Annotated in this window: 14 protein-coding genes; 5 read left to right on the forward strand and 9 right to left on the reverse strand. The window is 69.0% G+C overall.

All coding sequences use genetic code 11. The features are described 5' to 3' along the window. Positions 1 to 153: 153 nt before the first annotated feature. Positions 154 to 807: a phosphatase PAP2 family protein gene (locus ACTRO_RS43660; RefSeq protein ID WP_051451177.1), complete on the forward strand. Its 654-nt coding sequence runs from the start codon at positions 154 to 156 to the stop codon at positions 805 to 807. Here the strand turns inward: ACTRO_RS43660 and ACTRO_RS47395 are convergent. The 8 genes from ACTRO_RS47395 to ACTRO_RS21695 form a co-directional block, all read right to left on the reverse strand. Then, positions 719 to 1,360 (reverse strand): hypothetical protein, encoded by a 642-nt coding sequence (locus ACTRO_RS47395; protein ID WP_157436363.1) that lies wholly within the window; start codon positions 1,358 to 1,360, stop codon positions 719 to 721. The two genes, ACTRO_RS43660 and ACTRO_RS47395, sit on opposite strands and share 89 nt — an antisense overlap. 245 nt (positions 1,361 to 1,605) lie before the next feature. Further along, the gene (locus ACTRO_RS21665) at positions 1,606 to 3,123 is read right to left on the reverse strand and encodes a CoA-acylating methylmalonate-semialdehyde dehydrogenase (protein ID WP_034265700.1); all 1,518 of its coding nucleotides are present in this window, start codon (positions 3,121 to 3,123) and stop codon (positions 1,606 to 1,608) included. Between the two features lie 121 nt (positions 3,124 to 3,244). After that, a complete protein-coding gene (locus ACTRO_RS21670; RefSeq protein ID WP_034265703.1) occupies positions 3,245 to 4,642 on the reverse strand; it encodes an NAD(P)/FAD-dependent oxidoreductase in 1,398 nt (465 codons plus the stop codon). Positions 4,643 to 4,766: 124 nt separating this feature from the next. Then, the gene (locus ACTRO_RS21675) at positions 4,767 to 5,573 is read right to left on the reverse strand and encodes an ABC transporter permease (protein ID WP_034265706.1); all 807 of its coding nucleotides are present in this window, start codon (positions 5,571 to 5,573) and stop codon (positions 4,767 to 4,769) included. Further along, positions 5,573 to 6,508 (reverse strand): ABC transporter permease, encoded by a 936-nt coding sequence (locus ACTRO_RS21680; protein WP_034265708.1) that lies wholly within the window; start codon positions 6,506 to 6,508, stop codon positions 5,573 to 5,575. The genes ACTRO_RS21675 and ACTRO_RS21680 overlap by 1 nt, the downstream gene beginning before the upstream one ends. Beyond that, positions 6,505 to 7,647, reverse strand: coding sequence for an ABC transporter ATP-binding protein (locus ACTRO_RS21685; RefSeq protein ID WP_211244373.1), 1,143 nt, complete (start codon positions 7,645 to 7,647; stop codon positions 6,505 to 6,507). Before ACTRO_RS21685 ends, ACTRO_RS21680 begins: the two co-directional genes overlap by 4 nt. A 19-nt stretch (positions 7,648 to 7,666) precedes the next feature. Then, on the reverse strand, positions 7,667 to 8,965 hold the full coding sequence (locus ACTRO_RS21690; protein ID WP_051451178.1) for a polyamine ABC transporter substrate-binding protein: 1,299 nt from the start codon (positions 8,963 to 8,965) through the stop codon (positions 7,667 to 7,669). Between the two features lie 75 nt (positions 8,966 to 9,040). Then, positions 9,041 to 10,528, reverse strand: coding sequence for a gamma-aminobutyraldehyde dehydrogenase (locus tag ACTRO_RS21695; RefSeq protein WP_034265710.1), 1,488 nt, complete (start codon positions 10,526 to 10,528; stop codon positions 9,041 to 9,043). A 398-nt stretch (positions 10,529 to 10,926) separates the two neighbouring features. Here ACTRO_RS21695 and ACTRO_RS21700 point away from each other — a divergent pair, with 398 nt between their 5' ends. After that, the gene (locus tag ACTRO_RS21700; protein ID WP_051451179.1) at positions 10,927 to 12,585 is read left to right on the forward strand and encodes a PucR family transcriptional regulator ligand-binding domain-containing protein; all 1,659 of its coding nucleotides are present in this window, start codon (positions 10,927 to 10,929) and stop codon (positions 12,583 to 12,585) included. Positions 12,586 to 12,634: 49 nt separating this feature from the next. Here ACTRO_RS21700 and ACTRO_RS21705 read toward each other — a convergent pair whose 3' ends face one another. Continuing rightward, the gene (locus tag ACTRO_RS21705; protein ID WP_157436364.1) at positions 12,635 to 14,068 is read right to left on the reverse strand and encodes an aminobutyraldehyde dehydrogenase; all 1,434 of its coding nucleotides are present in this window, start codon (positions 14,066 to 14,068) and stop codon (positions 12,635 to 12,637) included. A 171-nt stretch (positions 14,069 to 14,239) separates the two neighbouring features. Between ACTRO_RS21705 and ACTRO_RS21710 the strand changes: the two genes are divergently transcribed. The 3 genes from ACTRO_RS21710 to ACTRO_RS21720 are packed head-to-tail and all read left to right on the forward strand — an operon-like array spanning position 14,240 to position 16,775. Then, positions 14,240 to 14,719 (forward strand): Lrp/AsnC family transcriptional regulator, encoded by a 480-nt coding sequence (locus ACTRO_RS21710; protein WP_425394883.1) that lies wholly within the window; start codon positions 14,240 to 14,242, stop codon positions 14,717 to 14,719. Continuing rightward, positions 14,716 to 16,092 carry an aspartate aminotransferase family protein gene (locus ACTRO_RS21715; protein ID WP_034265716.1) on the forward strand — a complete coding sequence of 459 codons (1,377 nt, stop codon included), beginning with the start codon at positions 14,716 to 14,718 and terminating at the stop codon, positions 16,090 to 16,092. The genes ACTRO_RS21710 and ACTRO_RS21715 overlap by 4 nt, the downstream gene beginning before the upstream one ends. Before the next feature lie 8 nt (positions 16,093 to 16,100). Then, entirely contained in the window at positions 16,101 to 16,775 is a 675-nt protein-coding gene (locus tag ACTRO_RS21720) for a pyridoxamine 5'-phosphate oxidase family protein (RefSeq protein ID WP_063628051.1), read from the forward strand. Positions 16,776 to 16,778: the final 3 nt, after the last annotated feature.

The following is a 16,778-nucleotide window of genomic DNA, read 5'->3' on the forward strand; positions in this document are numbered from 1 at the left end:
AGAGCCGAGGCCGTATGGCCGTGGCGGTGTGGCCGCGGCGGTTGGCAGTGACAGTGGTAGTCGGCGGCATAGGGCGTGCGGAGGGGCCACGACGTGGGGCGTAGGGTCGGGGGGATGATCGGGTCGAGTCGCCGAGCTTGGATCGCGCCGGGCGTGCTGCTCGGCGGGTTCTTCGTGCTGCTCTGGCAGGTGCTGTCGCACGGATTCGTCACCCGCGTCGACGTGCACGTGCGCAACGGCATCCAGAGTGCCGCTCACTCCTCCGGATTCTCCTGGCTTTTCAAGATCGGCCGCGGCTGCGCCGACCTCGGCGACCGCGAGCTCTCCCTGCTCTGCATCGTCTGCGTCACCGCCTACGCCGCCTGGCACTGTCGCTCGTGGCGACCGGCGCTGCCGGCGGCTGCCGCATTGGTTGTGCTGGCAACCGTCATCCCGCTCAAGCTCTGGATCGCGCGTCCGGGGCCCGGCGAAGTCGTGCTCGGCGATGCCGACTTGGGCTTCTTCCCTTCTGGCCACACTGCCGACGCCCTGTGCTGTTACGGCATGTCAGCCTTCCTCCTTTACCTCTTCGTATGGCAGGGACGCACTGCCCGGCGTGCCTTGGGCGGCGCGGCGACGCTGTTGGTCGCGGCCACGATGTTCGGGCTGCTCTGGTCCAACTTCCATTGGCTCTCTGACGTCATCGGCTCCCTTTGCTGGTGCGCCGCGTGGCTTCTGGTCATCGCGCGATGGTCCACGGGGTCAACGGCGTCGGTCGCACGATCACGGGACGACGCCTCGGCTGACCACGAGACAGCACGGCTCTGAGACGCGCCGAGTTCTGCACCTGGTGCGCTTCGAGCTCGTGCGCCAACTCGGCCGGGCTGCACCTTCCGCTTCGCACGATGGCCGTCACGATGTTGCGGACGATCTCACTGCTTCGGGCCCGCAGGCAGGCGTCCACGGCGGCGCGAGCGGGTGGTGCGAGGGCACAGCTGCCGATGACGACGGGTGGAGGCAGTCTGGTGGTCCGCGTCAGTACGACGAAGCCGTCCGGCTTGAGCCTTCGGGCATGCGGAATCAGCACGCGGACGCCGAGACCGATGCCGAGACCGATGTCGTACGCCCAGAGCGCGGCGAAGCTGGTCACCAGTGCACCCGGGCCGGCGAAGAGCAGTGCCGCACGCAGCCGCTGCCAGCGGCTCAGCGGACCGACTCGGTTGGCGATCGTGCCCTTCAGGACGCGGCGCCACGGACCCTGCGGACCCTCGCGGTAGCGGATGGTGGACGCCGGGACGCCGAGCGCAAGCAGCTGCGTCCGCGTCGCGAGGCCGTCCTGAGCTTCGAAGAGCTCGTTGATCGATTGGTGGTGCCTAGCCATCTGTCTTTGCCCGCCCCGTGAGTCATTCGTGTACTGGAGTTCGCGTACCGGGAGCCGCGAGGATGCGTGCTCTGAGCTCAATTCTGATCTATGGGGCTATACGGGCACATCATGCAAAAGACGTATTTCCGGCAAGCAAGTGTCAGGAACGCGAAAGCCCCGCCTCCGCACGCGGAACGCGTGCGGAGGCGGGGCCCAGCAGCCCAGAAACAGAAGCGGAAGGGCGAACCAGCCAGCCCGCCGCCTCAGCCGTTCGTCGGGAAGCCGAGGTTGATCCCGCCGTGTGACGGGTCGAGCCAGCGCTGAGTGACGGCCTTGGTGCGGGTGTAGAAGTGCACGCCCTGGGTGCCGTACGCGTGCGAGTCGCCGAACAGCGAGGCCTTCCAACCGCCGAAGGAGTAGTACGCGACGGGGACCGGGATCGGGACGTTGATGCCGACCATGCCGACCTCGACCTCGTTGCGGAACTTCGCCGCGGCGCCGCCGTCGTTGGTGAAGATGGCGGTGCCGTTGCCGTACGGGTTGGAGTTGATCAGCTCCAGCGCGTCCTCGTAGGACTTGGCGCGCACGACGGAGAGCACGGGGCCGAAGATCTCGTCGGTGTAGATCGGCATCTCGCGGGTGACGTTGTCGAACAGCGTCGGGCCGAGCCAGAAGCCGTCGGTGGTGTCGATGCCGGTCTCCGTCAGCGAGTCGACCGGGTGCTTGCGGCCGTCCACCACGAGCGTCGCGCCCGCCTCGGTGCCGGCGTCGAGGTAGCCGGTGACCTTGTCTCGGTGGACGCCGGTGACCAGCGGGCCCATCTCGGAGGTCGCCGCGCAGCCGGGGCCGACGCGCAGCTTGCCCATCCGCTCGACGATCTTGCCGACCAGCTCGTCGCCGATCGGGTCCACCGCGACCAGCACGGACACGGCCATGCAGCGCTCGCCCGCGGCACCGAAGCCCGCGTTGACGGCGGAGTCGGCGGCGAGGTCGAGGTCTGCGTCGGGCAGGATCAGCATGTGGTTCTTGGCGCCGCCGAGGGCCTGCACGCGCTTGCCGTAGCGGGTGCCGTTCTCGTAGACGTAGCGGGCGATCGGGGTCGAGCCGACGAACGAGACCGCCTTGACGTCCGGGTGCTCGAGCAGGCGGTCCACCGCGACCTTGTCGCCGTGCACGACGTTGAACACCCCGTCCGGCAGGCCGGCTTCCTTCCACAGCGCGGCCAGCCAGTTCGCCGCGGACGGGTCCTTCTCGCTGGGCTTGAGGATCACCGTGTTGCCGGTGGCCAGGGCGAGCGGGAAGAACCACATCGGCACCATGGCCGGGAAGTTGAACGGGGAGATGATCGCGACCGGGCCGAGCGGCTGGTGCAGCTCGTAGACCTCGACGCCGGTGGACGCCTGGTCGGTGAAGCCGCCCTTGAGCAGCTGCTGGACCCCGCAGGCGAACTCCACGACCTCGATGCCGCGGGCGACCTCGCCGAGCGCGTCGGAGTGCACCTTGCCGTGCTCGGCCACGATGATCGCGGCGAGCTCGTCCCGGCGGGCGTTGATCAGCTCGCGGAAGCGGAACAGGATGCTGACCCGCTTGGCCAGCGAGGTCGAACGCCAGGCCGGGAACGCGGCGGCGGCCGCGGCCACGGCGTCGTCCACCTCGCGCACCGAGGCGAAGTCCACCGTGCCGGCCGGCGCGCCGGTCGCCGGGTCGTAGACGTCGCCGTGCCGCTCGGCCGAGCCGGTCCACGGCTGACCGTCGATCCAATGCGTCACATGCTTGCTCACGAAAGACCTCTGCCTTCAGATGTGCGTGGATTGTCGTGCTTCGAGTCTGCGGGCGGGGCGGGGGCCGCGTCACTTTCCAGGGTGTCGGCACAGCGGCCGATCGCCTTACACCTGCCGGAGCTCACGAGTCGAAGCCCAGGCCGAAGCGGTCGAGCGTGCGCAGCCAGAGGTTGCGCTCGCCGCCGTTGCGGTCCGCGCGGCCGAGCGACCAGGCGGTGACGTTGATGCCGATCGCCTTGAACGGCTCGGGCGGGAACGGCAGCGGCTTGGACCGCACCAGCTGCAGCTCCGTCAGCTCGGTGAGCTGCCCGGTCAGCAGATCCAGCATGACTTCGGCGCCGAAACGGGTGGCGCCGACGCCCAGACCGGTGAAGCCGGCGGCGTAGGCCACCCGGCCGTCGTAGGCGGTGTCGAAGAACGCGCAGAAGCGGGTGCAGGTGTCGATGACGCCGCCCCACTTGTGCGTGAACCGCAGGTCGGCCAGCTGCGGGAAGGTCTGATAGAAGTGGCCGGCCAGCTTCTCGAACGTCTTCGGGCGCTGATCCAGCTCGGGCGCGATGCGGCTGCCGAAGTGGTAGACGGCGTCGTAGCCGCCCCACAGGATCCGGTTGTCCGCGCTGAGCCGGTAGTAGTGGAAGTGGTTGGCGCTGTCGCCGATGCCCTGCCGGTTGCGCCAGCCGATCGAGTCGAGTTGGGCAGGCGTCAGCGGTTCGGTCATCAGCGCATAGTCGTAGACCGGCACGATGTACGGGCGCACCCGCTTGATCAGCGACGGGAAGACGTTCGTGCCCAGGGCGACGCGTCCCGCGGTGATCCGGCGGCCGTCTTCGGTGTGCAGCACCATGCCGGTGCCGGACTTCTCCAGGCCGGTCACGCGGGTGCCCTCGTGGATCCGCACGCCGAGGGCGAGGCACGCGTCGCGCAAGCCCCAGGCGAGCTTGGCCGGGTGCACCATGGCGCAGCCTTCGCGGTCCCACAGGCCGGCCTGATACGTCGGCGAGTCGACTTCGGCGCGGACGGCGTCGGCATCGAGATACTCGACGTGCTCGCCGTACTTTCCGGCGACCTCGGCGTATTCGGCCAGGTCGCGGGCCTGCCAGTCGGAGGTGGCCACGGACAGCTGGCCGGTGCGCTCGAAGTCGCAGTCGATGCCGTACTTCTGCACCGCGGCCTGCATGGCGTCCAGGTTGGCCTCGCCGAGCCGCACGAGCGTGGAGAGCTCGGGCTCGAAGCGGTCGATGCCGTTGGGCAGGCCGTGGGTGAGGGAGGCCTCGGCGAATCCGCCGTTGCGTCCGGAGGCGGCCCAGCCGATCCGGTTGGCCTCGACGAGCACCACGTCGCGTTCGGGGTCTCGCTCCTTGGCGATCAGCGCGGTCCACAGTCCGCTGTATCCGCCGCCGACCACGGCCAGATCGCAGCTGAGGTGTTCGGCCACGGCGGGCAGCGGCGCGGGGCGGCCGGGGTCGTCCAGCCAGAAGGGTACTGGCGCGGCCCCGGCCAACGCATGGCTGACTTCCATGAGGGATTCTCTCGGCTTTCTCTTCGTCGCCGGCACCGACGCGCCGGGCGGAGGGGGTGGGGGAAGGGCACGCGGGCCCCGGCCGAAACGAGTTCGACCAGGGCCCGGAGTGCCACGCGGCTCGCTAGGCGCGGCGGGCCTTGATGATCTGCGGCACCTGGGCGAACGCGATGCCCGCCAGGGTGACCAGCAGCATGGTGGATCCGATGACGTCGATCTGGGCCGGCACCGAGTGCTGGAACGAGGCGTAGACGTACATCGGGAAGGTGATCTCGTTGCCCGCCGTCAGCACCGTGATGATGTAGTCGTCGATCGACAGGGCGAAGGAGAGCAGCGCGGCGGCCAGGATGCCCGGCATCACCAGCGGCAGGGTGACCCGCCGGAAGGTCTGGAACGGCGTGGCGTAGAGGTCCGCCGCCGCGCTCTCCAGCGTCGGGTCCATGCCGGCCAGGCGCGCCTTCACCGTCACCACCACGTAGCTGAGCGAGAACATGATGTGGGCGATGACGATCGTCCAGAAGCCCAGCGAGTTGCTGCCGGTGGTGTTGTAGAAGAACGCCATCAGCGTGACGCCCATGGTGACCTCGGGCGCCGCCATCGGCAGGAACAGCAGCACGTTGAGGAAGCCGCGGGCCTTGAAGCGGTGCCGCATCATCGCGAACGCCACCATCGTGCCCAGCGCGGTCGCTCCGATCGTGGCGATGACCGCGATGACGAGCGAGAGCTTGATCGACGAGCACATGTCGGAGCTCGCGCACGGGTGCTGCCAGGCGTTCGTGGAGAACTTGTTCCAGATGAAGTTGTACTTGTTCACCGGCTGGTTGAACGAGAACAGCAGCATGACCGCGTTCGGCGCGACCAAGAAGACGAAGATGAGGATCGCGACGAACAGCAGGATGTGCGACTTGATCCAGTCGAGAGTCCGAGTCATTAGAGCAGGTCCTCCGATCCGGCCTTCTTGACGTAGGTGAGCACGATGATGAGGGTGGCGGCCGTGAGCATGACGCCCATGGCCGAGGCGACCGGATAGCCGAACACGTCGCGCAGCGCCTCGTTCTCGATGACGGAGCCGATGACGTGGGTGTTGGGCCCGCCCAGCATGTAGGCGTTGATGTAGTCGCCGACCGCCGGGATGAAGGTGAGCAGCGTGCCGCCGACCACGCCCGGGAGGGAGAGTGGCCAGGTGACGTGGCGCCAGGTGCGCAAGCCGGAGCAGTACAGGTCCGCGCTGGCCTCGTGCAGCCGCGAATCGATCTTCTCCAGCGACGTGTAGAGCGGGAGCACGGTGAACGGCAGGAAGTTGTAGACCATGCCGAAGATCACCGAGAACGGCGTGTTGAGCAGCTGGTGGCTGTTGGTCAGCAGGCCCATGTGCACCATCACGTTGGTGACCTTCAGGTCCATCAGCACCCGGGTCACCCACCCGTGGTCGGACAGGATCGTCTCCCAGGCGACCGTGCGGATCAGGAAGCTGGTGAAGGCGGGCGCGATCACCAGCGCCATCAGCAGGTTCTTCCACCTGCCGCCGCGGAAGGCGATGAAGTAGGCCAGCGGGTAGCCGAGGATCAGGCAGATCACCGTGCAGGCGACCGAGTACTCCAGCGAGTGCCAGACCTCGGTGCTGTACTTCGAGAACGTGGTGCTGTAGTTCGACCAGTCCCAGGTGACGTTGAAGCCCATGTCCAGGCTTCCGGTCTGGACCGAGGCCGAGACCGCCGTGATGATCGGGATGAGGAAGAACACGATGAGCCACAGCACGCCCGGCGCGAGCAGCACGTACGGCAGTACGTTGCGCTTCTTCCGGTGCGCGAGCGCTTCCTCGGCGGGCGCGCTCGGCAGCGCGGCCGGAACGGTCGGGGCGCTCACTTGGCCGCCTCGTCGTCGATGTCGGCGCCGGCCTCGATGTCCTGGCGGCCGTCGAGGCCGAAGGTCTGGCTCGGGTCCCACACCAGCGAGACCTCGGTGCCCGGCCGGAATATCTCCTTGCCCATGTTCTGCTCGAACACCGACAGCTCCTGGCCCCACGGCATCTTCACCAGGTACTGGGTGGAGACGCCGATGAACGAGGCGTCGGTGACGACGCCGCCGGTCAGCACGTTGCGGTCGGCCGGGGCCTCGGTGCCCGCGGCGAGCAGCGCGACCTTCTCCGGCCGCACGCCGACGATCACGGCGTCCGAGGCGGCGCGGCAGCGGGCGGCGGGGACGGTCAGCCGGTGCCCGTGGGCCTCGACCGCGACCACGTCGCCCTTGCTCGCCACGGTGCCCACGACCAGGTTGGACTGGCCGAGGAAGTTGGCCACGAAGGTGGTGGCCGGGTTCTCGTAGAGCTCCTCGGGCGAGCCGAGCTGCTCGATCCGGCCCGCGTTCATCACCGCGATGGTGTCGGCCATGGTCATGGCCTCCTCCTGGTCGTGGGTGACGTGCACGAAGGTCAGGCCGACCTCGGTCTGGATGCGCTTGAGCTCGATCTGCATCTGCCGGCGCAGCTTCAGGTCGAGCGCGCCGAGCGGCTCGTCGAGCAGCAGCACCTGCGGCTGGTTGATCAGGGCGCGGGCGACCGCGACGCGTTGCTGCTGTCCGCCGGAGAGCTGGGTCGGCTTGCGCTTGCCCAGGTGGCCGAGCTCGACCAGCGCGAGCATCTGCTCGACCTGCGGCTTGACGTCCTTCACGCCGCGCCGGCGCAGGCCGAAGGCCACGTTCTCGTAGATGCTCAGGTGCGGGAAGAGCGCGTAGTTCTGGAAGACGGTGTTGACCGGGCGCTTGTACGGCTTGGTGTGGGTGACTTCCGTGTCGCCCAGGTATATCCGGCCGGCGCTCGGGTCCTCGAGGCCGGAGACCATCCGCAGGGTGGTGGTCTTGCCGCAGCCGGATGCGCCGAGCAGGGCGAAGAACGAGCCCTGCGGGATGGTCAGGTCGAGCTGGTCCACCGCGGTGAACGAGCCGAAACGCTTGGTCAGTCCGGTCAGTCGCAGATCGCCGACCGCGTTGAGAGTAGTCATCGCCATTGCTTTCAATACGTCGGAGTCAGCCGGTGATCTGCTGGAAACGGGTGGTGTACGAGTTGAGCTGGTCCACGTTCAGGTTCATGAAGCCCTTGGCCCCGGCCTTCATCTTGGCCGTGGGCACGATCAGCGGGCTGCTCGCGGTGTCCGGGTCGAGCTCCTGCAGCGCCTCCGCCGCACCGTCGACGCAGGGCAGGTAGTCGATCCAGTCGTCGAGCTGGGCGGCGATGTCCGGGTTGTAGTACCAGTTCATCAGCAGCTCGGCGTTCTTCTTGTGCCGGGCGAAGTTCGGGACGCACATGTTGTCGGACCACGAGAGCATGCCCTCGGTGGGCAGGTCGACCGTCACCAGGTTGTCCTGGCCGAGCTGGGCGACGTCGCCGGAGTAGGCCATGGTCGCGCCGATGTTGCCCTGGCTGAAGGAGCTGATGTAGTCCTGGCCCATGAACTGGCGCACCTGGCCGCTGCTGCGGGCCTGGGCGGTGTAGGCGAGGGCGTCGGAGAACTCCGCGTCGGTGAAGCTCTGCGGGTCCTTGCCGAGGGCGAGCAGAGCGAACGCGATGGTGTCCTCCATCTCGGCGAACAGCACCACCTTGCCGCGCAGGTCCGGTCGCTCGAACAGCTCCTTGATGGAGTTGACCGGCTCCTTCACGATGTCCTTGTTGTAGGCGATCGTGGTGTAGCCGTAGGCCCAGGGGAGGGTGAACTTGCGGCCCGGGTCGATCGGATCGTTGAGGATCTCGGGCAGCGCGTTCTTGTGGTTCGGGATGTTCGAGAGGTCCAGCTTCTGGATGTAGTTGTAGTACCGCAGGATCGGGATCATGTAGTCCGAGAAGACCATGATGTCGTCGCCGGTGTCCTTGCCCGCGGACAGGCTGCGGTCGATCTTGGTGTAGTACTCGTTGTTGTCGGTGATGTCCTCGACGTAGTTGACCTTGATCCCGTACTTCTTGGTGAACGCGTCCAAGGTCGGGTGGTCGCTCGTGTGCGTGTCGTCGAGGACGTCGATGTACGAGCCCCAGTTGTGGAAGTTCACGACTTTCTCGACGTCCGAGTAGTCCACCCCGGCGCGGCCGGTGGACACGGACATCGGCACCACCGGGTACTTCGGGTCCACGCCGCACGCGCTCAGCGCGCCGGCGCCGGCCACCGCGAGGCCGCCGAAGGCTCCGGCCCGCAGCAGGTTGCGCCGGCTCAGGGCCGAGGACGCGGCATAGGTGTGGCTGGTGCGCCGCATCGCGCCGGCCTCGGCCGCGCGGGCGAGGACGGACCGGCGCTCTTGGATCTCGTCCGGATCGGGGGACGGTATCGCAGGGGGCATAGAGATCTCGGCCTTCTGGTGTGCTGGGAACCGCGCGGGTCTGTCAGGTCCTTGCTCGCGGGCGGTCTGCGGCCGTCAGGCCGAGAAAATCGTCCGGTGCCACTCCTTGCGGGCGGTGCCAGTGATGTCGTGCATGACATGCTTGACCTGGGTGTACTCCTCGAGGGAGTAGGCGGACATGTCCTTGCCGTAGCCGGACTGCTTGTATCCGCCGTGGGGCATCTCGCTGATGATCGGGATGTGATCGTTGATCCAGACGCAGCCGGCCTTGATCTCCCGGCTGGCCTTGTGCGCGCGGACCAGGTCCTTGGTCCACGCTGAGGCGGCGAGGCCGAACGGGGTGTCGTTGGCCAGGCGGATCGCCTCGTCGTCCTCGTCGAACGGCAGTGCCACCAGGACCGGGCCGAACAGCTCCTGCTGCACGATCTCCGAGTCCTGGCTCACGCCGGCGACCAGGGTGGGTCGGTAGTAGGCGCCGGCCTCGAACTCGGTGCCGCGCAGCTCGGCCGGGATCTCGCCGCCGGCCACGATCTTGGCGCCGTAGCCGCGGGCGCGCTCGACGTAGCCGGCCACGGCGTCGCGCTGGCGCAGGGAGCTGAGCGGGCCGAGGTCGGTGGCCGGGTCGTTCGGGTCGCCGAGCTTGACGGCGGCGAACAGCTCGGCCACGCCCTCGACGAACTCGTCGAAGCGGGAGCGGTGCACGTAGGCGCGGGTGGCGGCGGTGCAGTCCTGGCCGGTGTTGATCAGGGAGCCGGCCACCGCGCCGTGGATCGCGGCCTCGAGGTCGGCGTCGTCGAAGACCACGAAGGGGGCCTTGCCGCCGAGCTCGAGGTGCACCCGCTTGACGCTCTGCGCGGCGATCTCGGCGATGCGCTTGCCGACCGGGGTGGAGCCGGTGAAGGAGACCATGTCCACGCCGGGGTGCGAGATCAGCGCCTCGCCGGCGATCCGGCCGCGCCCGGTGACGACGTTGACCACGCCGTCCGGCAGGCCGGCCTCGGTGCACGCCTCGGCGAAGGCGAGGGCGGTCAGCGGGGTGATCTCGGCCGGCTTGAGCACGATCGTGTTGCCGGCGGCGATGGCCGGCAGGATCTTCCAGGCGGCCATCTGCAGCGGGTAGTTCCACGGCGCGATCGAGCCGACCACGCCGATCGGCTCACGCCGGATCGAGGAGGCGTGCAGGCCGCTGTACTCGGCCTGGGCCTTGCCCTCGAGGTGGCGGGCGGCGCCGGCGAAGAAGGCGACGTTGTCCACGGTGCCGGGCACGTCGAAGTTCGTGGTGAGCCGGATCGGCTTGCCGGTCTGCGAGGTCTCGAGCCGGGCCAGCTCCGCCGAGCGCCCGTCCAGGATCACGGCCAGCTTGTGCATCAGGGCACTGCGCTCGCCCGGGGTGGCCGCGGCCCAGCCGGGCTGCGCGGCCCGGGCGGCGGCGACGGCGCGCTCGACGTCCGCGGGGCCGGCGTGCGTGGAGGCCGCCACGACCCGGCCGGTGGCGGGGTCGAGCACGGCCAGCTCGTCGCTCCCGGTGCCGTCCTCGAGCCGGCCGGCGATGTACTGGTGCATGGTGTGCTCCCGGGGCGAGGTCGAAAGTGAACCCTGTCAGACGCTTTGAACCCACAGCGTCACGAGCGTTTGCAGAGTGTCCACCGACGGCGCCTCGCGCGTCAGCGGCGACTCTGCCGCTCCGACCGAAGGATCGTGACATAAATAGCAGCCATCGACAAGGGATTCCGCAGGGAAACTTGGCCGTGACGACGGATTCTCATAACTTCCCGGTGACGTTGTCCGCACATCCGCAGAAAGGGTGTGCGCGCTCTGCCACCTTGCCAGCCGAGCGTCTAGCTGTCAGAGTGCATTCCGTCACCCATTTGCCGAGACAACCTGTCGTGCCTTGGGTGCCGGACGGCGACCACCACCCCGCCCGTCCGCCGACGCCGCCGACCCCGAAGGCCCACCACGCGATGTCCCAGAACCCGACCGACCCGCGCACTCCGGTGCTGACCGGCTACCCGACCGTCGCCGAGGTGCTCGCGCTCGACGCCGTGCGGCAGGGCAACCCCAGGGTCGTGGCCGGCACCGCGGGCCTGGACCGGCGGGTGCGCTGGGTCCACGTGACCGAGCTGACCGACGTACGCGAAATCCTGCGCGGCGGCGAGCTGGTGCTCTCCACCGCGATCGCGTGGCCGGACGACCGCGAGTCGCTGGCCCGCTACGTCGCCGATCTGGCCGCGCTCGGCGCCGCCGGTCTCGTGGTCGAACTGGGCCGGCGCTACCCGCAGGCACCGCCGAAGCCGCTGCTCCTCGCGGCGGAGAAGCACCGTCTGCCGGTCATCACCTTAGGCCGTGATACCCGATTCGTCACTATCACGGAGGCCGTGCACGCCCGCATCATCGACGCGCAGCTGGCCGAGCTCAGGGCCTCCGAGGAGGTGCACCAGACCTTCACCGAGCTCGCCGTGGAGGGCGCGGAGCCGGCCGAGGTGGTGCGCCAGATCAGCAAGATGGCCGGGCATCCGGTGGTGCTGGAGAACCTCGCGCACCAGGTGCTGGTGTACGACGCGACCGGCACGACCGAGGAGTCGCTGCTCGACGGCTGGGAGGGCCGCTCCCGCGCGGTGCGCCCGAGCACGCGCACCGCGTACGACGAACGCTCGGGCTGGCTGACCACCGTGGTGGGAGCGCGCGGGCAGGACTGGGGCCGGCTGGTCGTGGTCTGCGACGGCATCGCGGCCCCCGCGCCGAGCCGCCTGGTGATGCTGGCCGAACGCGGCGCGGCGACGCTCGCGCTGAACCGGCTGATGCAGCGCGACCGGGAGACGCTCGAGCGACAGACCCATCGCACTCTGCTGACCGCGATCCTCAACCACGCGCACTCGTCCTCCGAGATCTCGCTGCGGGCCAGGGCGATCGGCGTGCGGCTGGACGACAAGCGGCTCGTCGGCATCGTGCTGCGGCTGCGCGGACACAGCTCCTCGCTCGACTACCAGTCCCGGCTGCGCGAACTGACCGACCACGCGGCCGCGGCCGTGCGCGACAAGCGGCTCGCCGCGCTGATCGGCGCCGTGGACGAGCACTCGGTGGGACTGCTGCTCGCGCTGGGCCCGCAGGACCGCGAGGACGCCGCGCTGGAGAACTTCGCCGGCACCGTGCGCAAGCTGGCCGGTCCGGACGGCGGCGACTTCGCCATCGCGGTCGGCACCTCGGTCGGTGCGGTGCGAGACGCCCGCCGGTCGCTGCTCGAGGCGGTGCAGGTGGCCGACGCGGCGATCCGGCAGACCGGCGGCCCCTCCTACCACCGGCTCGTCGACGTGCGGCTGCGCGGCCTGCTGCACCTGCTGCGCGACGACGCGCGGCTGCAGACGTACGTCGAGCGCGAGCTCGGCCCGCTGCTGGCCTACGACACCGAGCGCGGCACGAACCTGGTCGCGATGCTCGGCATCTACCTGGATCAGGGCCGGAACAAGTCGGCCGCCGCCGACGCCGCGCACCTGTCGCGACCGTCGTTCTACGAGCGGCTGCACCGGATCGAGCGCGTGCTGGGGGTCGACCTCGACTCGGTCGAGTCCTGCCTCTCCCTGCACGTGGCACTGCTGGCGCTGGAGGCGGTGCGGAACGTCTAGGGCGCGTTCCGCCCCGCCTCCGAGTGCCGTGACTCTACCTGAGCGTCCGTCAGAAAGCCGACATCACGTGCTTGACGCGGGTGTAGTCCTCGAACCCGTACATGGACAGGTCCTTGCCGTAGCCGGAGTGGCCGAAGCCGCCGTGCGGCATCTCGGCGACCAGCGGGATGTGGGTGTTGACCCACACGCAGCCGAAGTCCAGGTCGCGGGAGAAGGCCAGCGCGCGCGAGTGCGAGGTGGTCCACACCGACGAGGCCAGGCCGTACTCGACGCCGTTGGCCCACTCCAGGGCCTGCTCGTCCGAGGAGAACTTCTGCACGGTGATGACCGGGCCGAAGACCTCGTTCTGGATGATCTCGTCGTCCTGGTTCAGGTCGGCCACGACGGTCGGGGCGAAGAAGTAACCCGTCTCCCCGACCCGGCTGCCGCCGGTGGTGACGGTGGCGTGCGCGGGCAGCCGCTCGATGAAGCCCTGTACCCGGGTGAGCTGGCCGGCGTTGTTGAGCGGGCCGTAGAGCACGTCCTCGTCGTTCGGCAGGCCGGTCTTGGTGGCGGCCGCCGCCTCGGTCAGCTTCTGCACGAAAGCGTCGTAGACCGACTCGTGCACCAGCACCCGGGTCGCCGCGGTGCAGTCCTGACCGGCGTTGAAGTAGCCGCCGACGCTGATGCCCTCGGCCGCCGCGTCCAGATCGGCGTCCTCGAACACCAGGCAGGGCGCCTTGCCGCCGAGCTCGAGGTGCACCCGCTTGACGTCCTTGGCGGCGGCGGTGGCCACCTCCATACCGGCGCGGACCGAACCGGTGATCGAGACCATCGCCGGAATCCGGCTCTCCACCAGCGCGCGGCCGGTGTCCCGGTCGCCGCACACGACGTTGAACACGCCGGCCGGGAAGAATTCCTGGGCGACCTCGGCGAGCAGCAGCGTGGACATCGGCGTGGTGTCCGAGGGCTTGAGCACCACGGTGTTGCCGGCCGCCAGCGCCGGGGCGATCTTCCAGATCGCCATCAGCAGCGGATAGTTCCACGGCGTGACCTGGGCGCACACGCCGATCGGCTCGCGCCGGATCGAGGAGGTGTGGCCGTCCATGTACTCCCCGGACGCGCGGCCCTCGAGCAGCCGCGCCGCGCCGGCGAAGAAGCGCAGCTGGTCCACGATCGGGACGAGCTCCTCGGTGCGCGTGAGGCCCACCGGCTTGCCGGTGTTGCGCGACTCGACCTCGGCGAACTCCTGGGCGCGGGACTCGACCGCGTCGGCCAGCTTGAGCAGAGCCCGCTGCCGGGCCGCCGGAGTGCTGCGCCGCCACTCCTTGAAGGCCTCGGCCGCGGCGCGCAGCGCCTTCTCGACGTCCTCGGCCTCGGAGACCGGGGCCAGGGCGATCACCTGCTCGGTGACCGGGTCGATGATCTCGCTGGTCCGTCCGCCGACGGTCTCGGCCGGCTTGCCGCCGACGATGTTGCGCAGCACGCGAGGCTCCATAACCACTCTCCATCGGTCTTCAAAAGGTGCTCCACACAGCACTCTAGTCCGGATAATGATACAGAGCGAGGCAGGAGAAGCAATGGAATCCGTAGTGGTAGTGGCCACTAAACGCGAAATCCATCGCGAAAGGCTTGCCAAACGACGGGAACAGCACTCATGATGAACGACGTGTCGATCGACGGAGCGCCCCGGCGCAAGAACGCGGGCGTGGCGTTGGATCCGCTGTCCAAGGCGATCATCGAACAGCTCCAGCAGGACGGCCGGCGTCCCTACGCGACCATCGCCAAAGCGGTGGGACTGTCCGAAGCCGCGGTGCGCCAGCGGGTGCAGCGGCTGCTGGACGCGGAGGTCATGCAGGTCGTGGCGGTGACCGACCCGCTCACGGTCGGGTTCAACCGCCAGGCGATGATCGGGATTCGGTGCGAAGGTGATATCGAACCGGTCGCCGAGGCGCTGTCCGGCATGGCCGAGGTGGCCTACGTGGTCGCCACCGCGGGTTCCTTCGATCTGCTCGCGGAGGTGGTCGCCGAGGACGACGACCAGCTGCTGCACATCATCAACAAGAGGATCCGAGCGATCCCGCAGGTCCGGAGCACCGAGAGTTTCGTGTACCTGAAACTGCACAAACAGACCTACACCTGGGGTACGAGATGACCACTGCCGACAGCCGGGCCTACGACCACCTTTGGATGCACTTCACCCGGATGTCCTCGTACAAGGACAACCCCGTGCCCACGATCGTCAAGGGCGAGGGCGCCTACATCTGGGACGCGAACGGCCGCAAGTACCTCGACGGCCTGGCCGGCCTGTTCGTGGTGCAGGCCGGGCACGGCCGGGCCGAGCTGGCCGAGGCCGCGGCGAAGCAGGCCAAGGAGCTCGCGTTCTTCCCGGTCTGGTCCTACGCCCACCCGCACGCGATCGACCTCGCCGACCGGCTCGCCGGCTACGCCCCGGGCGACCTGAACAAGGTCTTCTTCACCACCGGCGGCGGCGAGGCGGTGGAGACCGCCTGGAAGCTGGCCAAGCAGTACTTCAAGCTGGTCGGCAAGCCGATGAAGCACAAGGTGATCAGCCGCGCGGTGGCCTACCACGGCACCCCGCACGGCGCCCTGTCGATCACCGGCATCCCGGACGCCAAGAAGTACTTCGAGCCGCTGGTGCCGGGCGCGCACAAGGTGCCCAACACGAACTTCTACCGGGCCGAGGAGATCTCCGGCGTGCCGGAGCTCGGCGCGGACCTCGAGCGCTTCGGCCGCTGGGCCGCGGACCAGGTCGAGGCGACGATCCTGGCCGAGGGCCCGGACACGGTGGCCGCGGTCTTCGTCGAGCCGGTGCAGAACTCCGGCGGCTGCTTCCCGCCGCCGCCCGGGTACTTCCAGCGGCTGCGCGAGATCTGCGACACCTACGACGTGCTGCTGGTCTCGGACGAGGTCATCTGCGCCTTCGGCCGGGTGGGCACGATGTTCGCCTGCGACAAGTTCGGCTACGTCCCGGACATCATCACCTGCGCCAAGGGCATGACCTCGGGCTACTCCCCGATCGGCGCCGCGATCGTCTCCGACCGCATCGCCGAGCCCTTCTACCAGGGCACGAACTACTTCCCGCACGGCTACACCTTCGGCGGCCACCCGGTCTCGGCCGCGGTCGCGATGGCCAACCTGGACCTGTTCGAGCGTGAGGGCCTCAACGAGCGCGTGCTCAAGAACGAGCAGGCCTTCCGGACCACCCTGGAGAAGCTGCACGACCTGCCGATCGTGGGCGACGTGCGCGGCGACGGCTACTTCTACGGCATCGAGCTGGTCAAGGACAAGGCGACCAAGACCACGTTCGACGAGGACGAGTCCGAGCGCCTGCTGCGCGGCTTCCTGTCCAAGGCGCTGTTCGACGCCGGCCTGTACTGCCGCGCCGACGACCGCGGCGACCCGGTGGTGCAGCTGGCCCCGCCGCTGATCGCCGGCCAGGAGCAGTTCGACGAGATCGAGCAGATCCTGCGCTCCGTGCTCACCGAAGCCTGGACGAGGCTGTAAGCGTTCCGATGGATGCTTTGCTCGCGAACCCGGGTTGCACCGAGCGGACCCGGGTTCGCCGCCTCCCCGAACACGCCGTGCGGGATCGCAGCGCGCTGCATCAACTGCTGGACGCCGCGCTGGTCGGCCACCTCGCCGCGGCCGACGAGACGGGCCAGCCGTACGTGTTGCCCGTCGCGTACGCCCGCTCGGGCGAATCGGTGCTCTTCCACGGCTCGAGCGCGAGCCGGCTCTTCCGGCTCTGCGCGGCCGGAGTGCCGGTGTGCTTCACCGTCACCGAGCTCGACGGGCTCGTCCTAGCCCGCTCGGCCTTCGAGTCGTCGATGAACTACCGCAGCGCGATGGTGCTCGGCCACTGCACCGTTCTGCACGGCCGGACCAAGGAACTGGGGCTGCGTCAGATCGGCGAGCACCTCATGCCCGGCCGCTGGGAGGAGATCCGCGCGCCTTCGGCCCAGGAGCTCAAGGCCACCGCAGTGCTCGAACTCCCGCTGGACGAGTGCTCGCTGAAGGTCTCCGACGGCGGTCCGACCGACGACTCGGCGGACCTCGCGCTTCCGGTCTGGGCGGGCCGGCTGCCGCTGGTACGGCAGTGGGGCGAGCCCGTGCCGGCCGACGACCTCGCCCCCGAGCACGCCCGCATACCCGAGTACATCGACCGCTGGCGACAGCGGATCAGCTAAGGA

This window comes from Actinospica robiniae DSM 44927 (assembly GCF_000504285.1).
Taxonomy (GTDB): domain Bacteria; phylum Actinomycetota; class Actinomycetes; order Streptomycetales; family Catenulisporaceae; genus Actinospica; species Actinospica robiniae.